Source organism: Maribellus luteus (genome assembly GCF_003576475.1).
In the GTDB taxonomy this organism is placed as follows: Bacteria; Bacteroidota; Bacteroidia; order Bacteroidales; family Prolixibacteraceae; genus Draconibacterium; species Draconibacterium luteum.
The window spans coordinates 199,731-216,940 of the sequence record NZ_QWGR01000004.1 but is presented as its reverse complement, the minus strand read 5'-3'; the positions used below and the strand labels follow the sequence as shown (position 1 = coordinate 216,940).

Annotated in this window: 16 protein-coding genes; 11 read left to right on the top strand and 5 right to left on the bottom strand. The window is 44.0% G+C overall.

The window, feature by feature from the left end; translation table 11 throughout:
* Positions 1–19: 19 nt before the first annotated feature.
* Positions 20–1,015 (top strand): bile acid:sodium symporter family protein, encoded by a 996-nt coding sequence (locus D1614_RS09105; RefSeq protein ID WP_119437848.1) that lies wholly within the window; start codon positions 20–22, stop codon positions 1,013–1,015.
* Between the two features lie 101 nt (positions 1,016–1,116).
* Positions 1,117–2,124 (top strand): adenosine deaminase, encoded by a 1,008-nt coding sequence (locus D1614_RS09100; protein WP_119437601.1) that lies wholly within the window; start codon positions 1,117–1,119, stop codon positions 2,122–2,124.
* A 203-nt stretch (positions 2,125–2,327) separates the two neighbouring features.
* Here the strand turns inward: D1614_RS09100 and D1614_RS09095 are convergent, their stop codons facing one another.
* Complete coding sequence (locus D1614_RS09095; RefSeq protein ID WP_119437600.1) at positions 2,328–4,709, bottom strand: TonB-dependent receptor; 2,382 nt, start codon at positions 4,707–4,709, stop codon at positions 2,328–2,330.
* Positions 4,710–4,812: 103 nt separating this feature from the next.
* Between D1614_RS09095 and dtd the strand changes: the two genes are divergently transcribed.
* The 3 genes from dtd (at position 4,813) to D1614_RS09080 (ending at position 6,951) form a co-directional block, all read left to right on the top strand.
* Positions 4,813–5,268: a D-aminoacyl-tRNA deacylase gene (gene dtd / locus D1614_RS09090; RefSeq protein WP_119437599.1), complete on the top strand. Its 456-nt coding sequence runs from the start codon at positions 4,813–4,815 to the stop codon at positions 5,266–5,268.
* Positions 5,269–5,345: 77 nt separating this feature from the next.
* Positions 5,346–5,687: a nucleotide pyrophosphohydrolase gene (locus tag D1614_RS09085; protein WP_119437598.1), complete on the top strand. Its 342-nt coding sequence runs from the start codon at positions 5,346–5,348 to the stop codon at positions 5,685–5,687.
* A gap of 244 nt (positions 5,688–5,931) precedes the next feature.
* Positions 5,932–6,951, top strand: coding sequence for a branched-chain amino acid aminotransferase (locus tag D1614_RS09080; RefSeq protein ID WP_119437597.1), 1,020 nt, complete (start codon positions 5,932–5,934; stop codon positions 6,949–6,951).
* Positions 6,952–7,092: 141 nt separating this feature from the next.
* On the opposite strand, the gene D1614_RS09075 is transcribed toward D1614_RS09080, so the two are convergent.
* Positions 7,093–7,950, bottom strand: a complete 858-nt coding sequence (locus D1614_RS09075; protein WP_162304455.1) for a TraB/GumN family protein — start codon at positions 7,948–7,950, stop codon at positions 7,093–7,095.
* Positions 7,951–8,204: 254 nt separating this feature from the next.
* On the opposite strand from D1614_RS09075, the gene D1614_RS09070 reads away from it, so the two are divergent.
* From D1614_RS09070 to D1614_RS09055, 4 genes are all read left to right on the top strand, one after another.
* Positions 8,205–8,690: an RNA polymerase sigma factor gene (locus D1614_RS09070; protein WP_119437595.1), complete on the top strand. Its 486-nt coding sequence runs from the start codon at positions 8,205–8,207 to the stop codon at positions 8,688–8,690.
* Positions 8,691–8,714: 24 nt separating this feature from the next.
* Entirely contained in the window at positions 8,715–9,779 is a 1,065-nt protein-coding gene (locus tag D1614_RS09065) for a hypothetical protein (protein WP_119437594.1), read from the top strand.
* A gap of 89 nt (positions 9,780–9,868) precedes the next feature.
* Positions 9,869–10,783, top strand: coding sequence for an outer membrane beta-barrel protein (locus D1614_RS09060; RefSeq protein ID WP_119437593.1), 915 nt, complete (start codon positions 9,869–9,871; stop codon positions 10,781–10,783).
* A gap of 104 nt (positions 10,784–10,887) precedes the next feature.
* Positions 10,888–11,484 carry a methyltransferase family protein gene (locus D1614_RS09055; protein ID WP_119437592.1) on the top strand — a complete coding sequence of 199 codons (597 nt, stop codon included), beginning with the start codon at positions 10,888–10,890 and terminating at the stop codon, positions 11,482–11,484.
* A gap of 15 nt (positions 11,485–11,499) precedes the next feature.
* Here the strand turns inward: D1614_RS09055 and D1614_RS09050 are convergent, their stop codons facing one another.
* The 3 genes from D1614_RS09050 to D1614_RS09040 form a co-directional block, all read right to left on the bottom strand.
* Positions 11,500–12,111, bottom strand: coding sequence for a Riean_0653 family protein (locus D1614_RS09050; protein ID WP_119437591.1), 612 nt, complete (start codon positions 12,109–12,111; stop codon positions 11,500–11,502).
* Positions 12,086–12,739, bottom strand: coding sequence for an outer membrane beta-barrel protein (locus D1614_RS09045; protein WP_119437590.1), 654 nt, complete (start codon positions 12,737–12,739; stop codon positions 12,086–12,088). Before D1614_RS09045 ends, D1614_RS09050 begins: the two co-directional genes overlap by 26 nt.
* 209 nt (positions 12,740–12,948) lie before the next feature.
* Positions 12,949–14,577: an amidohydrolase gene (locus tag D1614_RS09040; protein ID WP_119437589.1), complete on the bottom strand. Its 1,629-nt coding sequence runs from the start codon at positions 14,575–14,577 to the stop codon at positions 12,949–12,951.
* Between the two features lie 121 nt (positions 14,578–14,698).
* Between D1614_RS09040 and D1614_RS09035 the strand changes: the two genes are divergently transcribed.
* A complete protein-coding gene (locus tag D1614_RS09035) occupies positions 14,699–15,037 on the top strand; it encodes a hypothetical protein (protein ID WP_119437588.1) in 339 nt (112 codons plus the stop codon).
* Positions 15,038–15,105: 68 nt separating this feature from the next.
* A complete protein-coding gene (locus D1614_RS09030) occupies positions 15,106–17,205 on the top strand; it encodes a TonB-dependent receptor (RefSeq protein ID WP_119437587.1) in 2,100 nt (699 codons plus the stop codon).
* The last annotated feature ends 5 nt before the right edge of the window (positions 17,206–17,210 follow it).

The following is a 17,210-nucleotide window of genomic DNA, read 5'->3' as shown; positions in this document are numbered from 1 at the left end:
CCGGAAAGTAAAAGTGAACATGTCAGGTAGAATCAGGCGAATTATCAGCACGGTCATTCCCGATCCGTTTATTGCCGGAATCCTTTTGATGATTTTGCTGGCCCGCATTTTCCCGGGAATCGGTGCCGAAGGAAGTGTTATCGAACTTCGTCAGCTTATCAAATACGGCATCACGCTGCTTTTCTTTTTCTACGGGCTAAAACTTGATCCGGCACGCTTAAAGCACGATCTCGGAAACTGGAGGCTTCACCTTGTTATACAAAGCATTACTTTCCTTCTATTCCCGTTTTTACTGCTATTGTTTTACCCGCTTTTCAGGGGAAGCGACCAGGAAATTCTGTGGCTTTCCGTTTTCTTTCTGGCAGCCTTGCCCAGCACCGTTTCCTCGTCGGTAGTGATGGTTTCCATTGCAGGGGGAAATATTCCGGCCGCCATCTTTAACGCCAGTATTTCGGGGGTAATCGGCATCATTCTTACGCCTGCGTGGATGGGGCTTTTTCTGGATCAGCAAGCCGGCTCTTTTTCGTTTGGCCCCGTAATTCGCGATCTTACTTTGCAAGTGCTGGTTCCGGTTATTGTGGGGCTTATCCTGCATCGTTACTGGGGAAACTGGGCCATTCGCAACCGAAAACGCATCAGCTGGTTCGACAAATCGGTGATTCTTGCCATTGTTTACCGCAGTTTTGGCGATTCGTTCACCAACGGCATTTTTACCAGCATTCCCGTGCATTCGCTCTTACTGTTGTCGGCCGGTGTTATCGCCCTTTTCTTTGTGGTTTTTGAAGCCACCAAATACCTTACCCGCCGCTTACATCTGAACCGGGAAGACCGCATTACCGTTCTTTTTTGCGGGTCCAAAAAATCGCTCGTTCACGGCTCGGTGATGGTGGGTGTTCTTTTTGCCGGAAGTACCTTGGGTAGTCTTTTCCTCGTTCCCGTCATGATTTACCATGCTTTTCAGTTGTTTTACATCGGCGTGGTGGCCGGAAAGTATGGCCGCGAAATTCAACACTAATCCCTTTATTTTGGGATAATTGCATTGTTTTGCTGAAGGCGGACATTCAAAAACAATTGGTATTATCCGGGTGTTTTCTATCTTTATCAAAAGAAAGAGCAATGCCGACAGAAAATTTAACAGCCCTTATCCAGGCTATTCCAAAAGCCGAATTACATTTACACATTGAAGGAACCTTTGAACCGGAGTTAATCTTTGCTTTGGCAGAACGAAACAATATTCCGCTAAAATACGCAGGCGTTGAAGCACTTCGGAAAGCTTACGAGTTTAAAAACCTGCAAGAGTTCCTCGACATTTATTACCAGGGAGCCGATGTGTTGCTGCATGAACAGGATTTTTACGACCTGACCATGGCTTACCTCAATCGTTGCCGCCAAGAAAATATCGTGCATACCGAACTGTTTTTCGATCCGCAAACCCACACACACCGGGGAGTTGCTTTGAAAACGGTGGTCAGCGGAATTCAAAAGGCGCTGGATGACGCCCGCGAGCAATGGGGAATCACCAGTTTTCTGATCCCTAATTTCCTGCGACATTTAAGTGAAGAAGATGCCATTTCCACCTTTAAGGAGTGTTTGCCCTTCCGCGACTATTTTGCAGGGTTTGGCCTCGATTCTTCCGAACTGGGTCATCCACCCACTAAATTTGAACGTGTTTTTCGGATGGTGCGCGAAGAAGGATTTCGGGTAGTGGTGCATGCCGGCGAAGAAGGCCCGGCTCAAAACATTTGGGACAGTTTGAATTTACTCCACGCCGAACGCATCGACCACGGTGTGCGTTCCATCGACGATCCGGAGTTGCTGAAGGAACTCGCCAAACGTCAGACTCCTTTAACGGTTTGTCCGCTTTCCAATTTAAAACTGAAAGTAGTGGACGATTTGAAGGATCATCCGCTAAAAAAACTGCTCAATGCCGGTATTATGGCAACTGTAAATTCTGACGATCCGGCTTACTTTGGTGGTTATCTCAACCAAAATTTCCGGGAAACAGCAGAAGCACTGAAGCTCTCAAAAGAAGAAATACTAAAGCTTGCTAAAAACAGCTTTAAGGCCAGCTTTCTCAGCGAGCATGAAAAAGAGCGATGGATAGCTGAACTGGCTGCTTTTTGAACGAACATAAAGAAAATACTTAACGAGACAAGTCAAGGAATACTGGCGGGCAGGTTTCGCCAACTTTATTTCAGCAAAAAACTGAAAACCGAATTTTCTTTATCTCACCCCTCTGTCATCCGTCACCTGACGAATGACATCTCCCCTGAATTTCAGGGGAGAATATAAGGAAACCCAGCGGCAAACCACGAGGAATTATTTGCTTAAAACGAAACGATAACACCGATGGTGGGAAGCACCGTTCCCGATTTGTTTTCAATCACGTTTAGCTGATAGCGGGTTCCGTTGTCGGTCAGCAGATAGTTGCCGCTGGCATCGGTTGCCCGCACCACAATATCGTTGGTTTTAGCCTGAAAATTATACAGGTTCTGAATGTCGATGTAAAACTTGGTTGTGATCTTTTCTCCGTAAATTGCTTTATCCACCCGTACATCCAGCTGATGGAAAGCAGGCAGACGCTCGCTGTTGAGACGCGAGAAATCGTAGTAGGGCCCGCCACTCAGGTTCCAGGCTTCCACCAGCGACGATTTATCCAGATCCCACGGAGTGTAAGGCAAAGCTCCCACGTACCGCCACCGGGCTCCGAGGCTCCAGCCTTTTTTCAGATCTTTAGTGGTGGTCAAAACCAGCAAATGCTGGCTGTCCCAGCTTGAAGGAATATATTGTTGGCTGCCGTTTTTAAACTCGCTGCGCACCAGCGTGTAAGAAAGGTTGAAATTAAAGCCCTCGCTCGAATTAATTCGTGCCTGAAACTCCGCCCCGTAAGCTCTTCCTTCAGAGCTTGAAACAACTTCCTCATCACCAATCACGCCATAATCGGCTCCCTTGTTCGCCAGGCTGATCTGGTCTTTCACCGAAAAAGGATAGTCGGCATAGTTTTTCCAGAATGCTTCGGCCGAAAGCTGAACCGTTGATTTGGGCCGAAATTCAAGCCCACCAATCAAATGATCCACCGAAATATATTTCAGCTTGTTTTGCTTATTCACCAGCACATCGTCCTGTTTAAAACCCAGCGAAGTGTACGACGGCAACTGGTAATAACGCCCCGTGTTAAAATTAAGACTCCATTGCGGGTTCAGTTTGTACGAAGCCGAAAACCGCGGAGAAATCTGCTCCAACAAGTTGTTCATGCTGGCTGAGTAATTGTTGGCATCGGAGCGAACACCCAGCGAAAGCGCCAAACGCTCGTCAAAAATATTTTTACTGAGCTGAAAAAACAGCGAATACTTCAGCAACGAAAGATCGGTGTCATAATTCACCTGCTGCAACTCTCCTTCGTAAAAACGTCCTGAAACTGTGTTGTTCAGGTAATTGACCACATCAAGCCCCGCCCCGAAATTCAGCTTAAAACCATCCATGCGCGAAGTATTCTCGAGCCTGATCTTATTCTCGACTTCCTGCGATTCATAATCCAGAATCCAGTTATCTACGGTACTTTTATCATTGTCCAGGTACTTATCCGACAGGTTTTTCAACTGACTGCGGCTTACCACAAAAGTCTGATAGCTATTGTCGCGGTAATGCTTGTAGACGGCACCCACAGTGTAACTCCACTGGCGGTCCTCGGGCAACTGGCTCAAAATGTATTGCTGTTCCTCATCCGGGTCTTCGATATCCAGATTCAGCTTGTTCACATCGTAAGCTCCCAGCCCGATCAGCGTAAGTTCATTTTTTTGATCGAAACGGGTGCGCACCTTGAACTGCATATCCGTGAAATTGGGCAGAAATGGCAGTTTCAAAGCGCTGAACAACAATTGCAGATACGAACGGCGCACCGAAAAAACATAGTTGGTTTTCTCGCCCAGCGGCCCGTCAAGCGTAGCAGCCACTTCCGAGGCACCGAGCGTTCCGTGAAACTGCATCTTCTCTTCGTTGCCGTCAATTTGCCTGAATTCCAGCACCCCGCTTAACGCATTGCCGCGATTGGCCGGGAAAGCACCTGAGTAATAGTTCACTTCCCGGATAAAATCAGCATTCAGAATGCCCACCGGGCCCCCCGAAGCTCCTTGTGTGGAGAAATGGTTGATGTTGGGAATTTCCACATCGTCAAGGAAAAAGCGGCTTTCCGAAGGCCCGCCGCCCCGGATGATCACATCGTTGCGGTATGCCGGCGTAGACTGAACTCCTGGAAACGATTGAATGATACGCGAAACATCGCGGTTGGCGCCCGGGCTTTTCTCTATCTCTCCCACTCCGATCGTCCGCATCGACAAGGGGCTCTCCATGGTTACCCGAAAAGGGGAAGCTTTAACCGTTACCTCATCAAGGTTCTCACGGCTTTTTTCCATCTTAATTTCGATGTAAGCATTACCGGCCTGCCGAACTTCTGTTTCAGATGAAATTACCTTCCGGTATCCTACAAACGACGCCTCAACGCGAATAAATCCGGACTCAAGACCTTTCAAAACAAAACGACCTTCGGTATCGGTAACCGTCCCAATACCCGTTCCGGCCACCACCACATTTACAAACGGAAGCGGTTCGTTACTGGTGGCATCTACCACTCTACCACTTAAGCTTGCTTTTTGTGCCCAGGAACATACAGGAAAAATAAGCAGGTATATAAAAACTTGAATTATTCTCATTTGCTCTGTTCAATTTTTATTGCAAAATACTAAACAATGTCAAATCTCAAAAGTTGAGAGTTATTTCCGTTTTTATACCTTAGCAAAGCAAAATCAAAAATTTATGCGTGTAGTTATTCAGAAAGTAAAAGAAGCCTCTGTTACTGTTGAAGGAGAGAAGATTTCGGCAATAGAGACAGGACTGCTGGTCCTGGTAGGAATCGAAAGCGAAGATACCGAGGAAGATATATCGTACCTGGTAAAAAAGATCGCTCAACTTCGCGTTTTTGATGACGAAAACGGGGTGATGAATTTATCGGTACAGGATGTAGGGGGTGATGTGATTATTGTCAGCCAGTTTACACTTCAGGCCAGCACCAAAAAAGGAAACCGCCCCTCGTACATTCGTGCGGCGCGGCCCGAGTTTTCCATCCCGATGTACGAAAAATTTGTGGCTTCGATGGAAGAAGCATTGGGTAAAAAAGTTGGCACCGGTAAGTTTGGCGCCATGATGGATGTAGCACTCATCAACAACGGCCCGGTAACCATCATCATCGATTCAAAACAAAAAGATTTTTAAAAGAAAAAATGGCTAATCCCAGTTTTTATATAAAATTTTGGGATCATAATCCCAATTTTTAAATTTTACAGCGTATTATGAATAACAAAACTCTCACCCTGGCAGAAGCTCAGCAACAAGTAGATGAATGGATTAAAACCATTGGTGTACGCTATTTTAGTGAGCTGACCAACATGGCTATCCTTACCGAGGAGGTGGGCGAACTGGCGCGTATTATGGCCCGTAAATATGGCGATCAGTCGTTTAAAAAGTCGGATGAAGCGTACAACCTGGCCGACGAAATGGCAGATGTACTTTGGGTGTTGATCTGCCTGGCCAACCAAACCGGTGTTGATTTAAGTGAGGCATTTATCAAAAACATCGGGAAAAAAACAACAAGGGACAAAGACCGCCATCAAAACAATGAAAAACTGAAATAAACGCGAAAATCGGGGATTTTGATCAGTTCAGAACTTTATTCCATTCTGTGAGATGAATTTGCAAGTTCCGAAAACAGCCTGGTTCCAATCTCTAAAAAACCGCCAATATTAAGCAGCTTTAAAACATTTGCTGTGAGTGGACTTCGGTGACTATTATCGTGTTTTAATCCCGGAAAATTTCCTTACTTTGGCTATGCAACAAAAGTTGCATTCATTCCGAATTAACAAGACTTAAAAAAATAAAATGGAAAATATCGATTGGAATAATCTTGGTTTCGGCTACCGAAAAACAGATTACAACATAAGATGCACCTACAAAGATGGCGCCTGGGGTGATCTGGAAGTTAGCGACAGTGAATATTTTACGATGCACATGGCTGCCTCTGCCATTCATTACGGGCAGGAAGCGTTTGAAGGCCTGAAAGCATTCAGAGGAAAAGACGGCAAAATCCGTGTTTTCAGAATGGATGAAAATGCCAAACGTATGCAGGATTCGGCCAACGGAACCTTGATGGCCCGCTTTCCGCAGGAAAAATTTATGGAAGCCGTAACCAAAGCGGTAAAACTTAATGAAAGGTTTGTTCCTCCTTACGAGTCGGGAGCTTCGCTGTACATTCGCCCGGTGCTGTTTGGCACAGGCGCCGAAATTGGAGTAAAACCGGCCCGCGAGTACATGTTCATTTTGTTTGTGACTCCGGTTGGTCCGTATTTTAAAGGCGGTTTCCAAACCACGCCGTTTGTAATTATGCGCGAATTTGACCGCTCTGCTCCGCTTGGAATGGGAAAATTTAAAGTGGGCGGAAACTATGCAGCCAGTCTTATTGCCGGACAAAAAGCACACGAGTTGGGCTATTCCAATATTTTCTATCTCGATGCAAAAGAGAAAAAATACATCGATGAATGTGGTGCCGCCAACTTCTTTGGGGTAAAAAACAACACCTACATTACACCCAAGTCTGAATCAATTTTGCCATCGATCACTAACAAAAGTTTGATGACCTTGGCTGAAGAAATGGGAATGAAAGTAGAATGCCGCCACGTTCCGGTGGAAGAGCTTGCTACGTTTGAAGAAGCCGGTGCCTGCGGGACCGCAGCTGTTATCAGCCCGATTCAGCGAATTGACGACTACGATACAAAAGAATCGTATGTTTTCTCGAAAGACGGAAAACCGGGCCCGATCAGTGAAAAACTGTACAATAAGTTACGTGCTATTCAATACGGCGATGAGCCGGATAACCACGGTTGGGTGACGGTTCTGGATTAAATAGAGTCTAGAGCATAAAAAACGGGGCTATCTAACTTGTATAAACAGAGCCCGATTCGATAGGAAGCACAAAGACCGCAGATTTTGATTATCAATCATTTTTATCTGCGGTCTTTGCGTATCATTACTCAATTACTTGTGTCATAATTGGCTCACTTCATAACCTTTTTTCTTTAGTTGAGCTAAAAGTCCATCTTTACCAACCAAATGCATAGCCCCAACCACAACAAACTCAATTTCAGCAGTATCCATATATTTCTCCAGAAGCATCATCCAATTGTTATTTCTTTTTAAAACCAGAGTATTGTAAACATCCGGATAGTTTGACTTAAATTCCAGCAACTGGTCATTCAATAACTCTTGCTGTCCTTTTTTCCAGTTCTCAAGTAAATCGGTAAACACCTCTTCATTTTTTTCAATGTCCTCAATTGAATACAAAACAAACTCATCTTCATTCCCTTCTCCCATGTCTTTAATAAATCCTAGTTGTTCATCAAAACTTTCCAAAAACAAACGTGATTTTTTATCATTCACGGCTTTCTCGGTAAAGTGGGTATCCACCCCCTCCGTAGTTACACCAAGCTTTTGCAACGATTGAAAGGAAAGAGATATAACAACCATCGAAGGTTTTAATTTTTCCATGAGTTTCAAATTTACACCCATTGCATTGCTTACCGAATCAAGTTTATAATAGACATCTTTACTTAAAACTCCACTCAATGTTCTGTCATCCTGAAAGATAAGCGCCTGCTGCATCTTTATTGAGTTCGAAGGATTTTTCATTTCGTTCATGTCCAACTCTGTAGTCAGGACATCTGACTGATCATAAGCCTCATAAAATTCTTTTGGCAATGGATAATCCTGATCTCTTAAAATGTGAATGCTGCCTCCGATATAAAATTCGGTTCCCTTGCCTTTTATTTTCCACACAAATGATTGTGAAAAGCCCAAAAAGTTACAAAGCAACAAAATTGTACAAATTAAAAATAGGTGTTTCATGTGTTTAGTTTTATTGATTAACAAATCGATAATCATTGAATCAAATCCTTAATAATGAATACCTTTTACCTAAATCCGTTAACAAACAGATCAACGTTTCAAACCGGATTGACTAAATCATAATGATCACTTCATTCTTAAACATCATTTTCTGATTTATCAATAAAGATAGAATTTCTAGAGAAATAAAAAACTTTTGCTGTAACTTCCTGTTCACTCGCCCGTCATATGCAGTGAACAGTGTTTGAAAACGAATGACCGTAAACGAATATAACCTGGCTGTTGATGAATATTCGGACCGTTTGTACCGGTTCGTCCTTAAAAGCATTAGGGACACGCACAAGGCAGAAGACATTGTGCAGGACAGCTATGAAAAGCTGTGGAAAAACGTGGAAAATGTTAATGCCGCCAAAGTAAAGGCTTATTTATTTACCACGGCTTACCACACCATGATCGACCGGATACGAAAAGAGAAACATTCGGTGTATGCCGACGATATTACGATGCCCGAACAAGGGCAGGAAAACAACTATACCGACCTGGCAGAAGTTTTGCGCGAAGCCGTGGACAAACTGCCTGAAGTACAGCGAATGGTTGTGTTGCTTCGCGATTACGAAGGATACAACTACAAGGAAATTGGCGAACTTACCCACTTAAGCGAAGCACAGGTAAAAGTGTATATTTACCGCGCAAGGGTATTTTTGAAAAAATACATCGGAAGTATTGAGGCGGTTGCCTGATAAGAAAAGGAAAAGAAGTTGAACATGAAGATCACAAGGCAAAATTACGAAGCTTATTTCATCGATTACCTGGAAGGTAACCTCGATGAACAGCTGGTGGATGTCTTTATCGACTTTCTGCAACAGAATCCCGATCTGAAAGAGGAACTCGAACTTTTCAGTGCCGTAACAGCTGTGCCCGAATCGCTTACTTTCAATAAAAAGAAAAGGCTTTACCACGAAAAATACGATCTCGAAAGCGAGTTCAACGAGGCAGCAGTTGCCAGGCTCGAAGGCGATCTTTCTGCGCAGGAAATGCTCGATTTTGATGCTTATGTTTTATCCCATCCGGAAAAACAGGAAGACATTGACCAATTTGATAAGACCCGACTCAAAGCCGACGAAAGCATCCGGTTCGAAAAGAAAAACAAGCTTTACAAACGAGCCGCCGGAAAAACCCTTTTGCTTTGGAGCACCCGTGTGGCAGCTATTTTAATAGTGGGCCTGGTAGTTTTTAGCCTGGTAACAAGAAACCGGAAAACAAACGTTCCTACCAATCAGCTTGCCCAAGTGGAAGAAAGCAAAGAAACGCAGCCTTCTACTCAACCCGAAATTGTTTTTACACAGGAACCTCTTGCAGAAAAACAACAGGTAGCAGAGGTGCCGGAAAAACCTGTTCAGAAAAAAAGAGTACCCGGGAAAAGTGTCAACACGCCGGAAATCGTTCAAAAAAATACCCAGCCAGAACAACCGATAATTGCAAGGGCACGCGTTGAAATGCCGCAGGAAATAAAAACACTTACGGCATCGCTTGATGTTCCGCATCCGAACGAAGCTTTGGAGACCATGTACATTACCGTGCCGGAAACTTCACACTCAAACATCGAAGAAAAGCTGTTGGCCGAAGTCGTGCTCGAAAAAACCGGGCTCAACGATCTTTCCATGAGTAAGATCAAAAAAGCCGGATTAAAACTGGTTTCGGGTTTTACCAAAGAAAATCTTAGCTACAAAACCGATGCTGAAGGTGAAATAACCGAAATCAGCTACGACTCTCGTTTACTGGCCTTTACCATTCCAACCAACACCCGCGAAAAAGCCGACGGTCAATAATCCGCTCTTTTTTTCATCGATTTTACAATGGCTTGTAACTTTTTAAAACAGCAGTCCGTCACAGCATCAGAAACAAAAAATAGAAACAGATGAAATCGTTTATGACCTTACTTTTGTGCAGTGTTTTAGTAAGCAACCTTTTTGCACAAGAAGATACCACCCAGGTAAAAGTTTTGAAAAAAAATGTGGTAACCGTTGTTGAAGACGGCAATGGAACCAAAGTGAAAGTGGGAGAAAACAAAGGCGTTGAAGTAATTACCGACGACTGGGGCGATACCACGCGTATCAGGATCGGACGGCGTACTTTCGATGTTGTGGAAAACGGGCACAGAACCTACGTAAATGTCAGCAAGGAGCCCCGGAGCAAAAACTGGAACGGTCATTTTAACCCGCATTGGGCCGGCATTGAAGTAGGAATGAACCTGTTTAGCAGCACCGATTATTCGATGTACAACGGAGACGAGTTTTTTGATCTTATCCCCGGAAAATCGCTGACCTGGAACATCAACTTTGCAGAGTGGGCTTTCAGAAACGAACGCAACAACTTTGCCCTGGTTACAGGTCTGGGATTCAGCTTTTCGGATTACCGCTTCGACCGCCAGATCACCATCGAAAAAGACCCAAACAGCGGAATGATCATCCCGGTATCGCTGGAAGATCTCGACAAATTCGACAAATCGAAACTAACGATGACGTATTTAACAGCTCCGTTAATGTTCGAAGGAAAAACACCGCTTCGGATGGGAGGTTCGCACCTTTACTTGGCCGGGGGTGTAATCGGCGGCCTGCACATTGGCTCGCACACCAAGTATAAATACGACGGCAACAAGGAAAAATCAAGAGGCAACTTTAACCTTTCGCAGTTTAAGTTAGACCTCACCGGAAGAATCGGATTTGGCGATTTCTGCGTGTTTGTAAATTACGGATTAACGCCGCTGTTTAAAGACGGCAAAGGGCCCGAACTTAACCCGATGATGATCGGTGTCTCGTTCCCCAACATCTAGAAGAAAACTCAAGCCATGAATGATATAGATCCCCGGTAGTTTTGCCGGGGATTTTTTGTTGTATAAACCACTGATTCAACTACTTTTATTTCCAAATAAACAGGATGGAGTTTTTAGATTATTTCCCGCTGACAGGATTTCTGCTGATGATGGCTTTTGTGGCAGCAAGGATCTACCTCCTCACAAAAAAACAAATCCGTGTGATGGCTGCTGCCAATCCCAAAAAGCCTTTGCTAATCTTACGTTATCTCATTTTTACATTCCTATTTCTGCTTTGGTTCCTCGAACTGTGCCAACCTTTTTTTTCGTTTTCCATTCTCCCTGAATTGCTTACCCGGATTCTTATCAACGGTACCTTTCTGAAAGCAGCCGGCGCATTGCTGATCACTCTTGCATTGGTTTTATGGGTGCTAACACTTGTTTATTTTAAAGCATCGCTGCGCCTGGGCCTTGATGCCACGAACCGCGGAAAGCTCATCACCACTGGTATATTCTCGATTTCGCGCAACCCGTTCTTCCTCTCGCTCGATCTTTATTTTTGCGGAGTAGCACTCGTTTTCCCCAATGTTTTTATGATTGTTTTTGCATTGGCCGCATTGGTTGGTATTCATCTTTCGATTTTGAAAGAAGAGCGTTTTCTGCTTCAAAACTACGGGGAAGAATACCAAAACTATCAGCAAAAAACCGGAAGGTATTTTTGAATTTCTTGTGCTTAGCTACTGCTCCGTAGAAATAAAAAAACTGTTCTCTTTTCCCAGCCGGTAGTCAAAACGTCCATACGATATTTTAGTGGTATTACCGATTGAATCTGTTACAGAAAACCCAAAAGTACCGGAAAAAATGGCGCTACTCAATGAGGCGTTCAGTTCAACCTTCCGGATATAAAGTTGGCCAACTCCCCTATTTTTATATGCTTCCTGATATTTTGATTCACGGATGTAAAATGCCTTATTTGTTACTCCATCAAGTACAATCTTTTGTCCTTCCAAATGGCTTATATCCTCAAATCCATCCACGTCCGATTCATGAAGAGAAAATTCAATACTTGCATGCTTGTTTTCTGCACTTCCGGGAAAGCGTAGAACGATACTATCTTTTTCAGGCCATACATTCATCAAAGGAGCGTATGAATACCCATATAAACTCCACGTTAACTGTGATTCCCATACTTTGTTGCCGACAAAGGCGCCCGCAACATTGTTACCGCTTTCGGTGTATTTCGGAAGCCGTGGGTCGATTGGATCAGGAACAAATATACCGTTGCAGGCGAACAGCCCAATTGCCAGACCTGCCAGCCATAGCTTATTTACCAAACGCAATTTTTTCATTCCTCAATTTGATTTTAATGCCTGCCGAAAAGCAAACGTTGTAGATGTCGTTTATATCCTCTTCAAAATCTCCCATTTCATCGATTAACACATAATCCAGCATATACCTCAACCCATAAGTAGCCCTCGTGTAAAAACTAACTCTTGAGTTATCGAAAACACTTATTCCCAATACCAGTCCTGTATCGAAATGCCTGTATGTTTTCATTCCCTGCTTGATACTCGTTGACATCAATTGGCTTAGTTCAATCCCGCCCTGAACCGAGAAAAAAGGATGTGGCGTGTAATTTACTAAAACCGGTAATGCCAGGTAATTAAAACGGAAAGTGTAATCTTCGGCAAAGCTTTGCTGATAACCTTTTTGTGAGAAAATCACTTCGTTTGTAAGGGACAATTTTTCGAGGCTTTTTATCGGATAATACTGAACACTTACCCCAAAATGATAAGCAGTAAGACCATTCTTGCTCTCCAACGAAACATCGCTTCGTACATTGCTAAAATTAACGCCCCCGATTACTGCAATTTGTGCCTCGGTTTTCAACACAAAAACAAAGAACAACCAACACAACGCAAACAGCTTAAAAAACAGCGTTGGAGATTTACAGGAGACAATTTTGGGAAATTTCATAATTCAGGTTATTGATTTATTAGCAGATGATAAATACAAGCCGATGGTTGCGTTGATTGATAAAACAAGAACAATAATTGAAAATAGAGTTTTTTATCACCAGCTATCTTTTACAAACTAAACCTGGTAATAAGAATCGTGCCTTGCCCTGAAATAAGGCGCAAATCAGCCAATAACTTGACCGATCCCGATATCAATGAATGGGTTCATCAAAACACCTTTTCTCCACCAATCCAGGTACTTTCCACTTTTGCTTTCAGCACTTGTTCGGGCGAGGCCGTCATTAAGTCGGTATCGAGTACCACAAAATCGGCATATTTACCGGGCTCGAGGCTTCCTTTTTCATTTTCCTCAAACGATGCTTTTGCGGCCCAGGTTGTCATAGAGCGCAGCGTTTGTTCGCGTGTCAAGCCTTCGGCGATGTGCCAGCCACCTTCGGGCGAACCTTCGTGATCAGTCCGAAAAACCGAGGAATAGAAGGTAAACAGCGGCTCGATGTTCTCCACCGGGAAATCGGTTCCGTTGGGCAGCCAGCCGTTTTGCTGAAGCAAAGTCTGGTAGGCATAAGCACCTTTGATCCGTTCCGGCCCCAGTCGGTCTTCCGCCCATGGCATATCGGAAGTACAATGCGTTGCCTGAATGGAAGGAACGATGGAATACTGCCCAAACTTTTCAAAATCATCCGGGGTTACAATCTGCGAGTGCTCAATGCGCCAGCGACGGTCATTTTTTCCTTTTAAATACTTTGCATAGGTATCCAGCACCAGGCGGTTTCCGCCATCGCCAATGGCATGGGTGGCAACCATGTAGTTGTTATCGTAAGCCAACCGGCATATGCTGTCGTAAAATTCCTGCGGCTCTATCTGAAGTCCGCTGTTCCCGGGGTCATCCGAATAATCTTCTAAAAGTAAGGCACCCCGCGATCCAAGTGCACCATCCGCATAAATTTTAATCGTGTTTACCAACAGGCGGTCGGTTTTGTAAGCTCCCTTTTTTACAAAATATTCAAAGTTTTCCTGTGTTGGGTCCAGCATCGCGTTGATACGCATTTTCAAAACGCCTGCTTTTTGCATTTCATCCATCAGCAAAATGGTATTTTTCCCCAGGCCGCAATCGGTAACCGAAGTAAGTCCCGCTTCAAAACAATTCTTTTGGGCGGCCAGCAAGCCTTTTTCCTGCTGTTCCGGTGTTATTTCAGGAACCAGGCGAAATACCAGTCCCATGGCATTGTCGATTAAAATCCCGCTGGGTTCTCCGTTTTTCAACAGAACTTCTCCCCCCGTTACTTTCGAAGAAGCAGTTACTCCGGCCATTTCAAGTGCTTTTGAGTTGCACCATCCGGCATGTCCGTCAACGCGAACCAGGTAAACCGGCGTGTTGGGAAACAGCTCATCCAGCTTTGTTTTGTCCGGAAATTGCTTTCCTTCCCAGTCGTTCTGATCCCAGCTCCGGCCAAGAATCCACTCTCCACCATATTTTTCGGGATGGGTTTTTAAGCGTTCGTAAATTTCTTCCGGGCTTTGGGTTCCGCGTAAATCGGCATATTGTGTCAGGTTACTTCCGTAGCCGTTAAAATGGCAATGCGCATCGTTAAAACCGGGATACACAAACTTTCCTTTCAGATCAAGGGTGGCTTGGCCTTCGTATTTCGAACGTATTTCTTCGGAAGTCCCAATTGCTACTATTTTTCCCTGGTTCACCGCCATGGCTTCTGCTGTGGTAAAATCTTCATCGATGGAATAAAGCGTAGCATTGGTTAAAACCAGGTCTACTTTTTCTTTGGTGGTACAGCTGATCATAAAAAACAGTATTACTAAAACCGGAACTAACTTTTTCATTACTTAAGTGTTTAACTTCAGCAAATGTATGGATTAAAGTGCTTTTCTAAAACATACACAAGTTACTGTTCAGCTGAATATTATTTATAACTTTACCCGCTGATAGAAAAGACAAAGGAAAATGTTTACAGTCGGAATATTTACAACCCATATCCCCTACCTGGCTTTCCTGCTTTTCTATGCCTATTTTCTTCTTTTTGGTGTGAACGAGGCCAGCAACGGCAACATCCGTGTAAGCGAAAACTCGCAGGGGGTTGAATTTAACCTGAATACACAGCACACGGTTTATCTTACCGACCTGGTTTATCATTTCGACAATCAATACGAAAAAACAGAAGAAACCGAGCTTCCACAACTATTTCAAAAATTTCACTGGAAAAGCTGGTTCAAACATACCGTGTACAAACAAGACCCCGGTCAGGGGCATTTCTTCTGTCGTCCCCCTCCGGTAGTGGCCTAGCCAATACCTGAAAGTTATCTGTTTCCCTGTTTCGGGGGAAAAATTTGCATCAACAATTTTGAAACCACATGAAGAAAACCGCAATGTTTTTGGCGGCAGTACTGATCAGTATTACTGCTGCAAAAGCACAAAAAAAAGCTATTCAAGACTCCATCAAACACTACCATTTAGAGGACATTGAAATAAAATCGCCCAAATACAACCGCAATGTATTTGAGATTCCGGCTGCTGCCACAATGGTGCCCGAACGATTGATTGAGAACAACAAAATTCAGAACCTGACCGATATTTCGGCAGTGGTTCCCAACTTTTTTATGCCCGATTATGGCTCCAAACTTACTTCTCCGGTTTACATCCGGGGGGTTGGTAACCGCATCAACACACCGTCGGTAGGGCTTTATGTTGACGGCATCCCCTATTTTGAGAAATCAGCTTTCAATTTTGATTTCTTTGATGTGGAGCGTATCGAAGTACTGCGTGGCCCACAGGGAACACTGTACGGAAGAAACGCCATGGGTGGTTTGATCAACGTTATCACCAACCAACCCGGCAATAAACGACGCACCAGTGTTGCTGCCGATTACGGAAATTTTAACCAGATCAATGCGCAGGTTTCGCACAACCAGCCGATCAGCAAAAGCCTCGCTGTGTTGGGTAACTTAAGCGTCCGCGACAACGAAGGCTTTTTTACCAACCATTTCAACAACACAAAAGTGGATGCTCTTGAGAGTTATTCCGGCCGGTTAAAACTTGCCTATAATCCGCTAAAAAATTTCCAGGTTAGCGGTAATATTCAGTATGAAGACAGTAAACAAATCGGCTATCCTTACGCTGTGTTTAATGATTCAACCAACCAGGCCGGAAATGTTAATTATGACCACGAAAGCGTGTACAACCGAAAAATGTTGTCGACAGGTGTCAACTTAAGTTATGCCAGTGAACAATACCTGTTTACAGCTACCACAAGTTATCAATCGGTGGACGACTTTCAGGATATTGACCAGGATTTTACTCCGCAATCGCTCTTTTTTGTTACGCAGGATCAAAAACAACACATGTTTTCTCAGGAATACAACCTGCGCTCGAACGGAGACAAGTTGTACAACTGGTTGTTTGGCATATTCTCGTTCAAACAGGTACAGGATAAATCGGTTACGGTAGAATATGGCCAAGATGGCATAGCTGCCTACCGACTCCCGTATTCAGAATATTATTACACCAAGAGCTATGACAATATTAATTCAGGCGTTGCTTTTTTTCATCAATCAACACTTGATTACGGAGGGCTATCATTTACGATAGGATTGCGCGCCGATTTTGAAAAAGCCACGTTGGATTATGTTTACGACAAATTCCCAAACGGTGTACTTAAACCGGTCGAAACGTTTAATAGTGAAATGGATTTCTTTGAAATTCTTCCGCGATTTGCGCTTAAATACAGCATATCCGAATACTTTGTTCCGTATGCAACCGTTGCAAAAGGGTATAACTCAGGAGGCTTTAATTCTACCTTTGAGCGCGACGAAGATCGCTCGTTCGAACCCGAACATTCGTGGAACTACGAAGCAGGGATCAAAGCAAAATGGTTACAGCAACGCGTTTATGCCAACCTGGCTTTCTTTTACATCGACTGGACCAACCAGCAGATCTACCAGACCGTACCGAGCGGAACCGGTTCGATGTTGACCAATGCCGGTAAATCAGAAAGCAAAGGCGTAGAATTTGAGCTAAAGGCCCTGCCAGCCAAACACCTCGAAACCTGGTTTAATTTTGGGTATAACCACGCCAAATTCGTCGACTATGTAAAAGACGAAAACGAGGATTACAGTGGAAACTACATTCCCTATGTTCCCCGGTTTTCTTTTAACGTAGGGGGTAACTACTCGCTCGAACTCAATAAAACATGGCTCGACCGGGTGCGTTTTCATCTTACCTACAACGGTTTTGGCAAGCATTACTGGAAAGAAACCAACGAAGCTTACCAGTCGTACTACGGCTTGCTGAACCACCGCATCAGTTTCGAAAAAAAGAATGTAACACTGGCATTCTGGGGTAAAAATATTTTAGATAGTCATTACAATTCTTTCTATTTTCAGGCACTGGGACATTCGTATGCACAAATCGGGAAACCGGCCACCATGGGACTGAACCTGAAAGTTGTATTCTAGCAGGC

Bases quoted from the DNA above. Each gene is read 5' to 3' on its own strand.
- D1614_RS09105 (WP_119437848.1), top strand. From the start codon at position 20: ATGTCAGGTAGAATCAGGCGAATTATCAGCACGGTCATTCCCGATCCG.
- D1614_RS09100 (WP_119437601.1), top strand. From the start codon at position 1,117: ATGCCGACAGAAAATTTAACAGCCCTTATCCAGGCTATTCCAAAAGCC.
- D1614_RS09095 (WP_119437600.1), bottom strand. From the start codon at position 4,709: ATGAGAATAATTCAAGTTTTTATATACCTGCTTATTTTTCCTGTATGT.
- dtd (WP_119437599.1), top strand. From the start codon at position 4,813: ATGCGTGTAGTTATTCAGAAAGTAAAAGAAGCCTCTGTTACTGTTGAA.
- D1614_RS09085 (WP_119437598.1), top strand. From the start codon at position 5,346: ATGAATAACAAAACTCTCACCCTGGCAGAAGCTCAGCAACAAGTAGAT.
- D1614_RS09080 (WP_119437597.1), top strand. From the start codon at position 5,932: ATGGAAAATATCGATTGGAATAATCTTGGTTTCGGCTACCGAAAAACA.
- D1614_RS09075 (WP_162304455.1), bottom strand. From the start codon at position 7,950: ATGAAACACCTATTTTTAATTTGTACAATTTTGTTGCTTTGTAACTTT.
- D1614_RS09070 (WP_119437595.1), top strand. From the start codon at position 8,205: ATGACCGTAAACGAATATAACCTGGCTGTTGATGAATATTCGGACCGT.
- D1614_RS09065 (WP_119437594.1), top strand. From the start codon at position 8,715: ATGAAGATCACAAGGCAAAATTACGAAGCTTATTTCATCGATTACCTG.
- D1614_RS09060 (WP_119437593.1), top strand. From the start codon at position 9,869: ATGAAATCGTTTATGACCTTACTTTTGTGCAGTGTTTTAGTAAGCAAC.
- D1614_RS09055 (WP_119437592.1), top strand. From the start codon at position 10,888: ATGGAGTTTTTAGATTATTTCCCGCTGACAGGATTTCTGCTGATGATG.
- D1614_RS09050 (WP_119437591.1), bottom strand. From the start codon at position 12,111: ATGAAAAAATTGCGTTTGGTAAATAAGCTATGGCTGGCAGGTCTGGCA.
- D1614_RS09045 (WP_119437590.1), bottom strand. From the start codon at position 12,739: ATGAAATTTCCCAAAATTGTCTCCTGTAAATCTCCAACGCTGTTTTTT.
- D1614_RS09040 (WP_119437589.1), bottom strand. From the start codon at position 14,577: ATGAAAAAGTTAGTTCCGGTTTTAGTAATACTGTTTTTTATGATCAGC.
- D1614_RS09035 (WP_119437588.1), top strand. From the start codon at position 14,699: ATGTTTACAGTCGGAATATTTACAACCCATATCCCCTACCTGGCTTTC.
- D1614_RS09030 (WP_119437587.1), top strand. From the start codon at position 15,106: ATGAAGAAAACCGCAATGTTTTTGGCGGCAGTACTGATCAGTATTACT.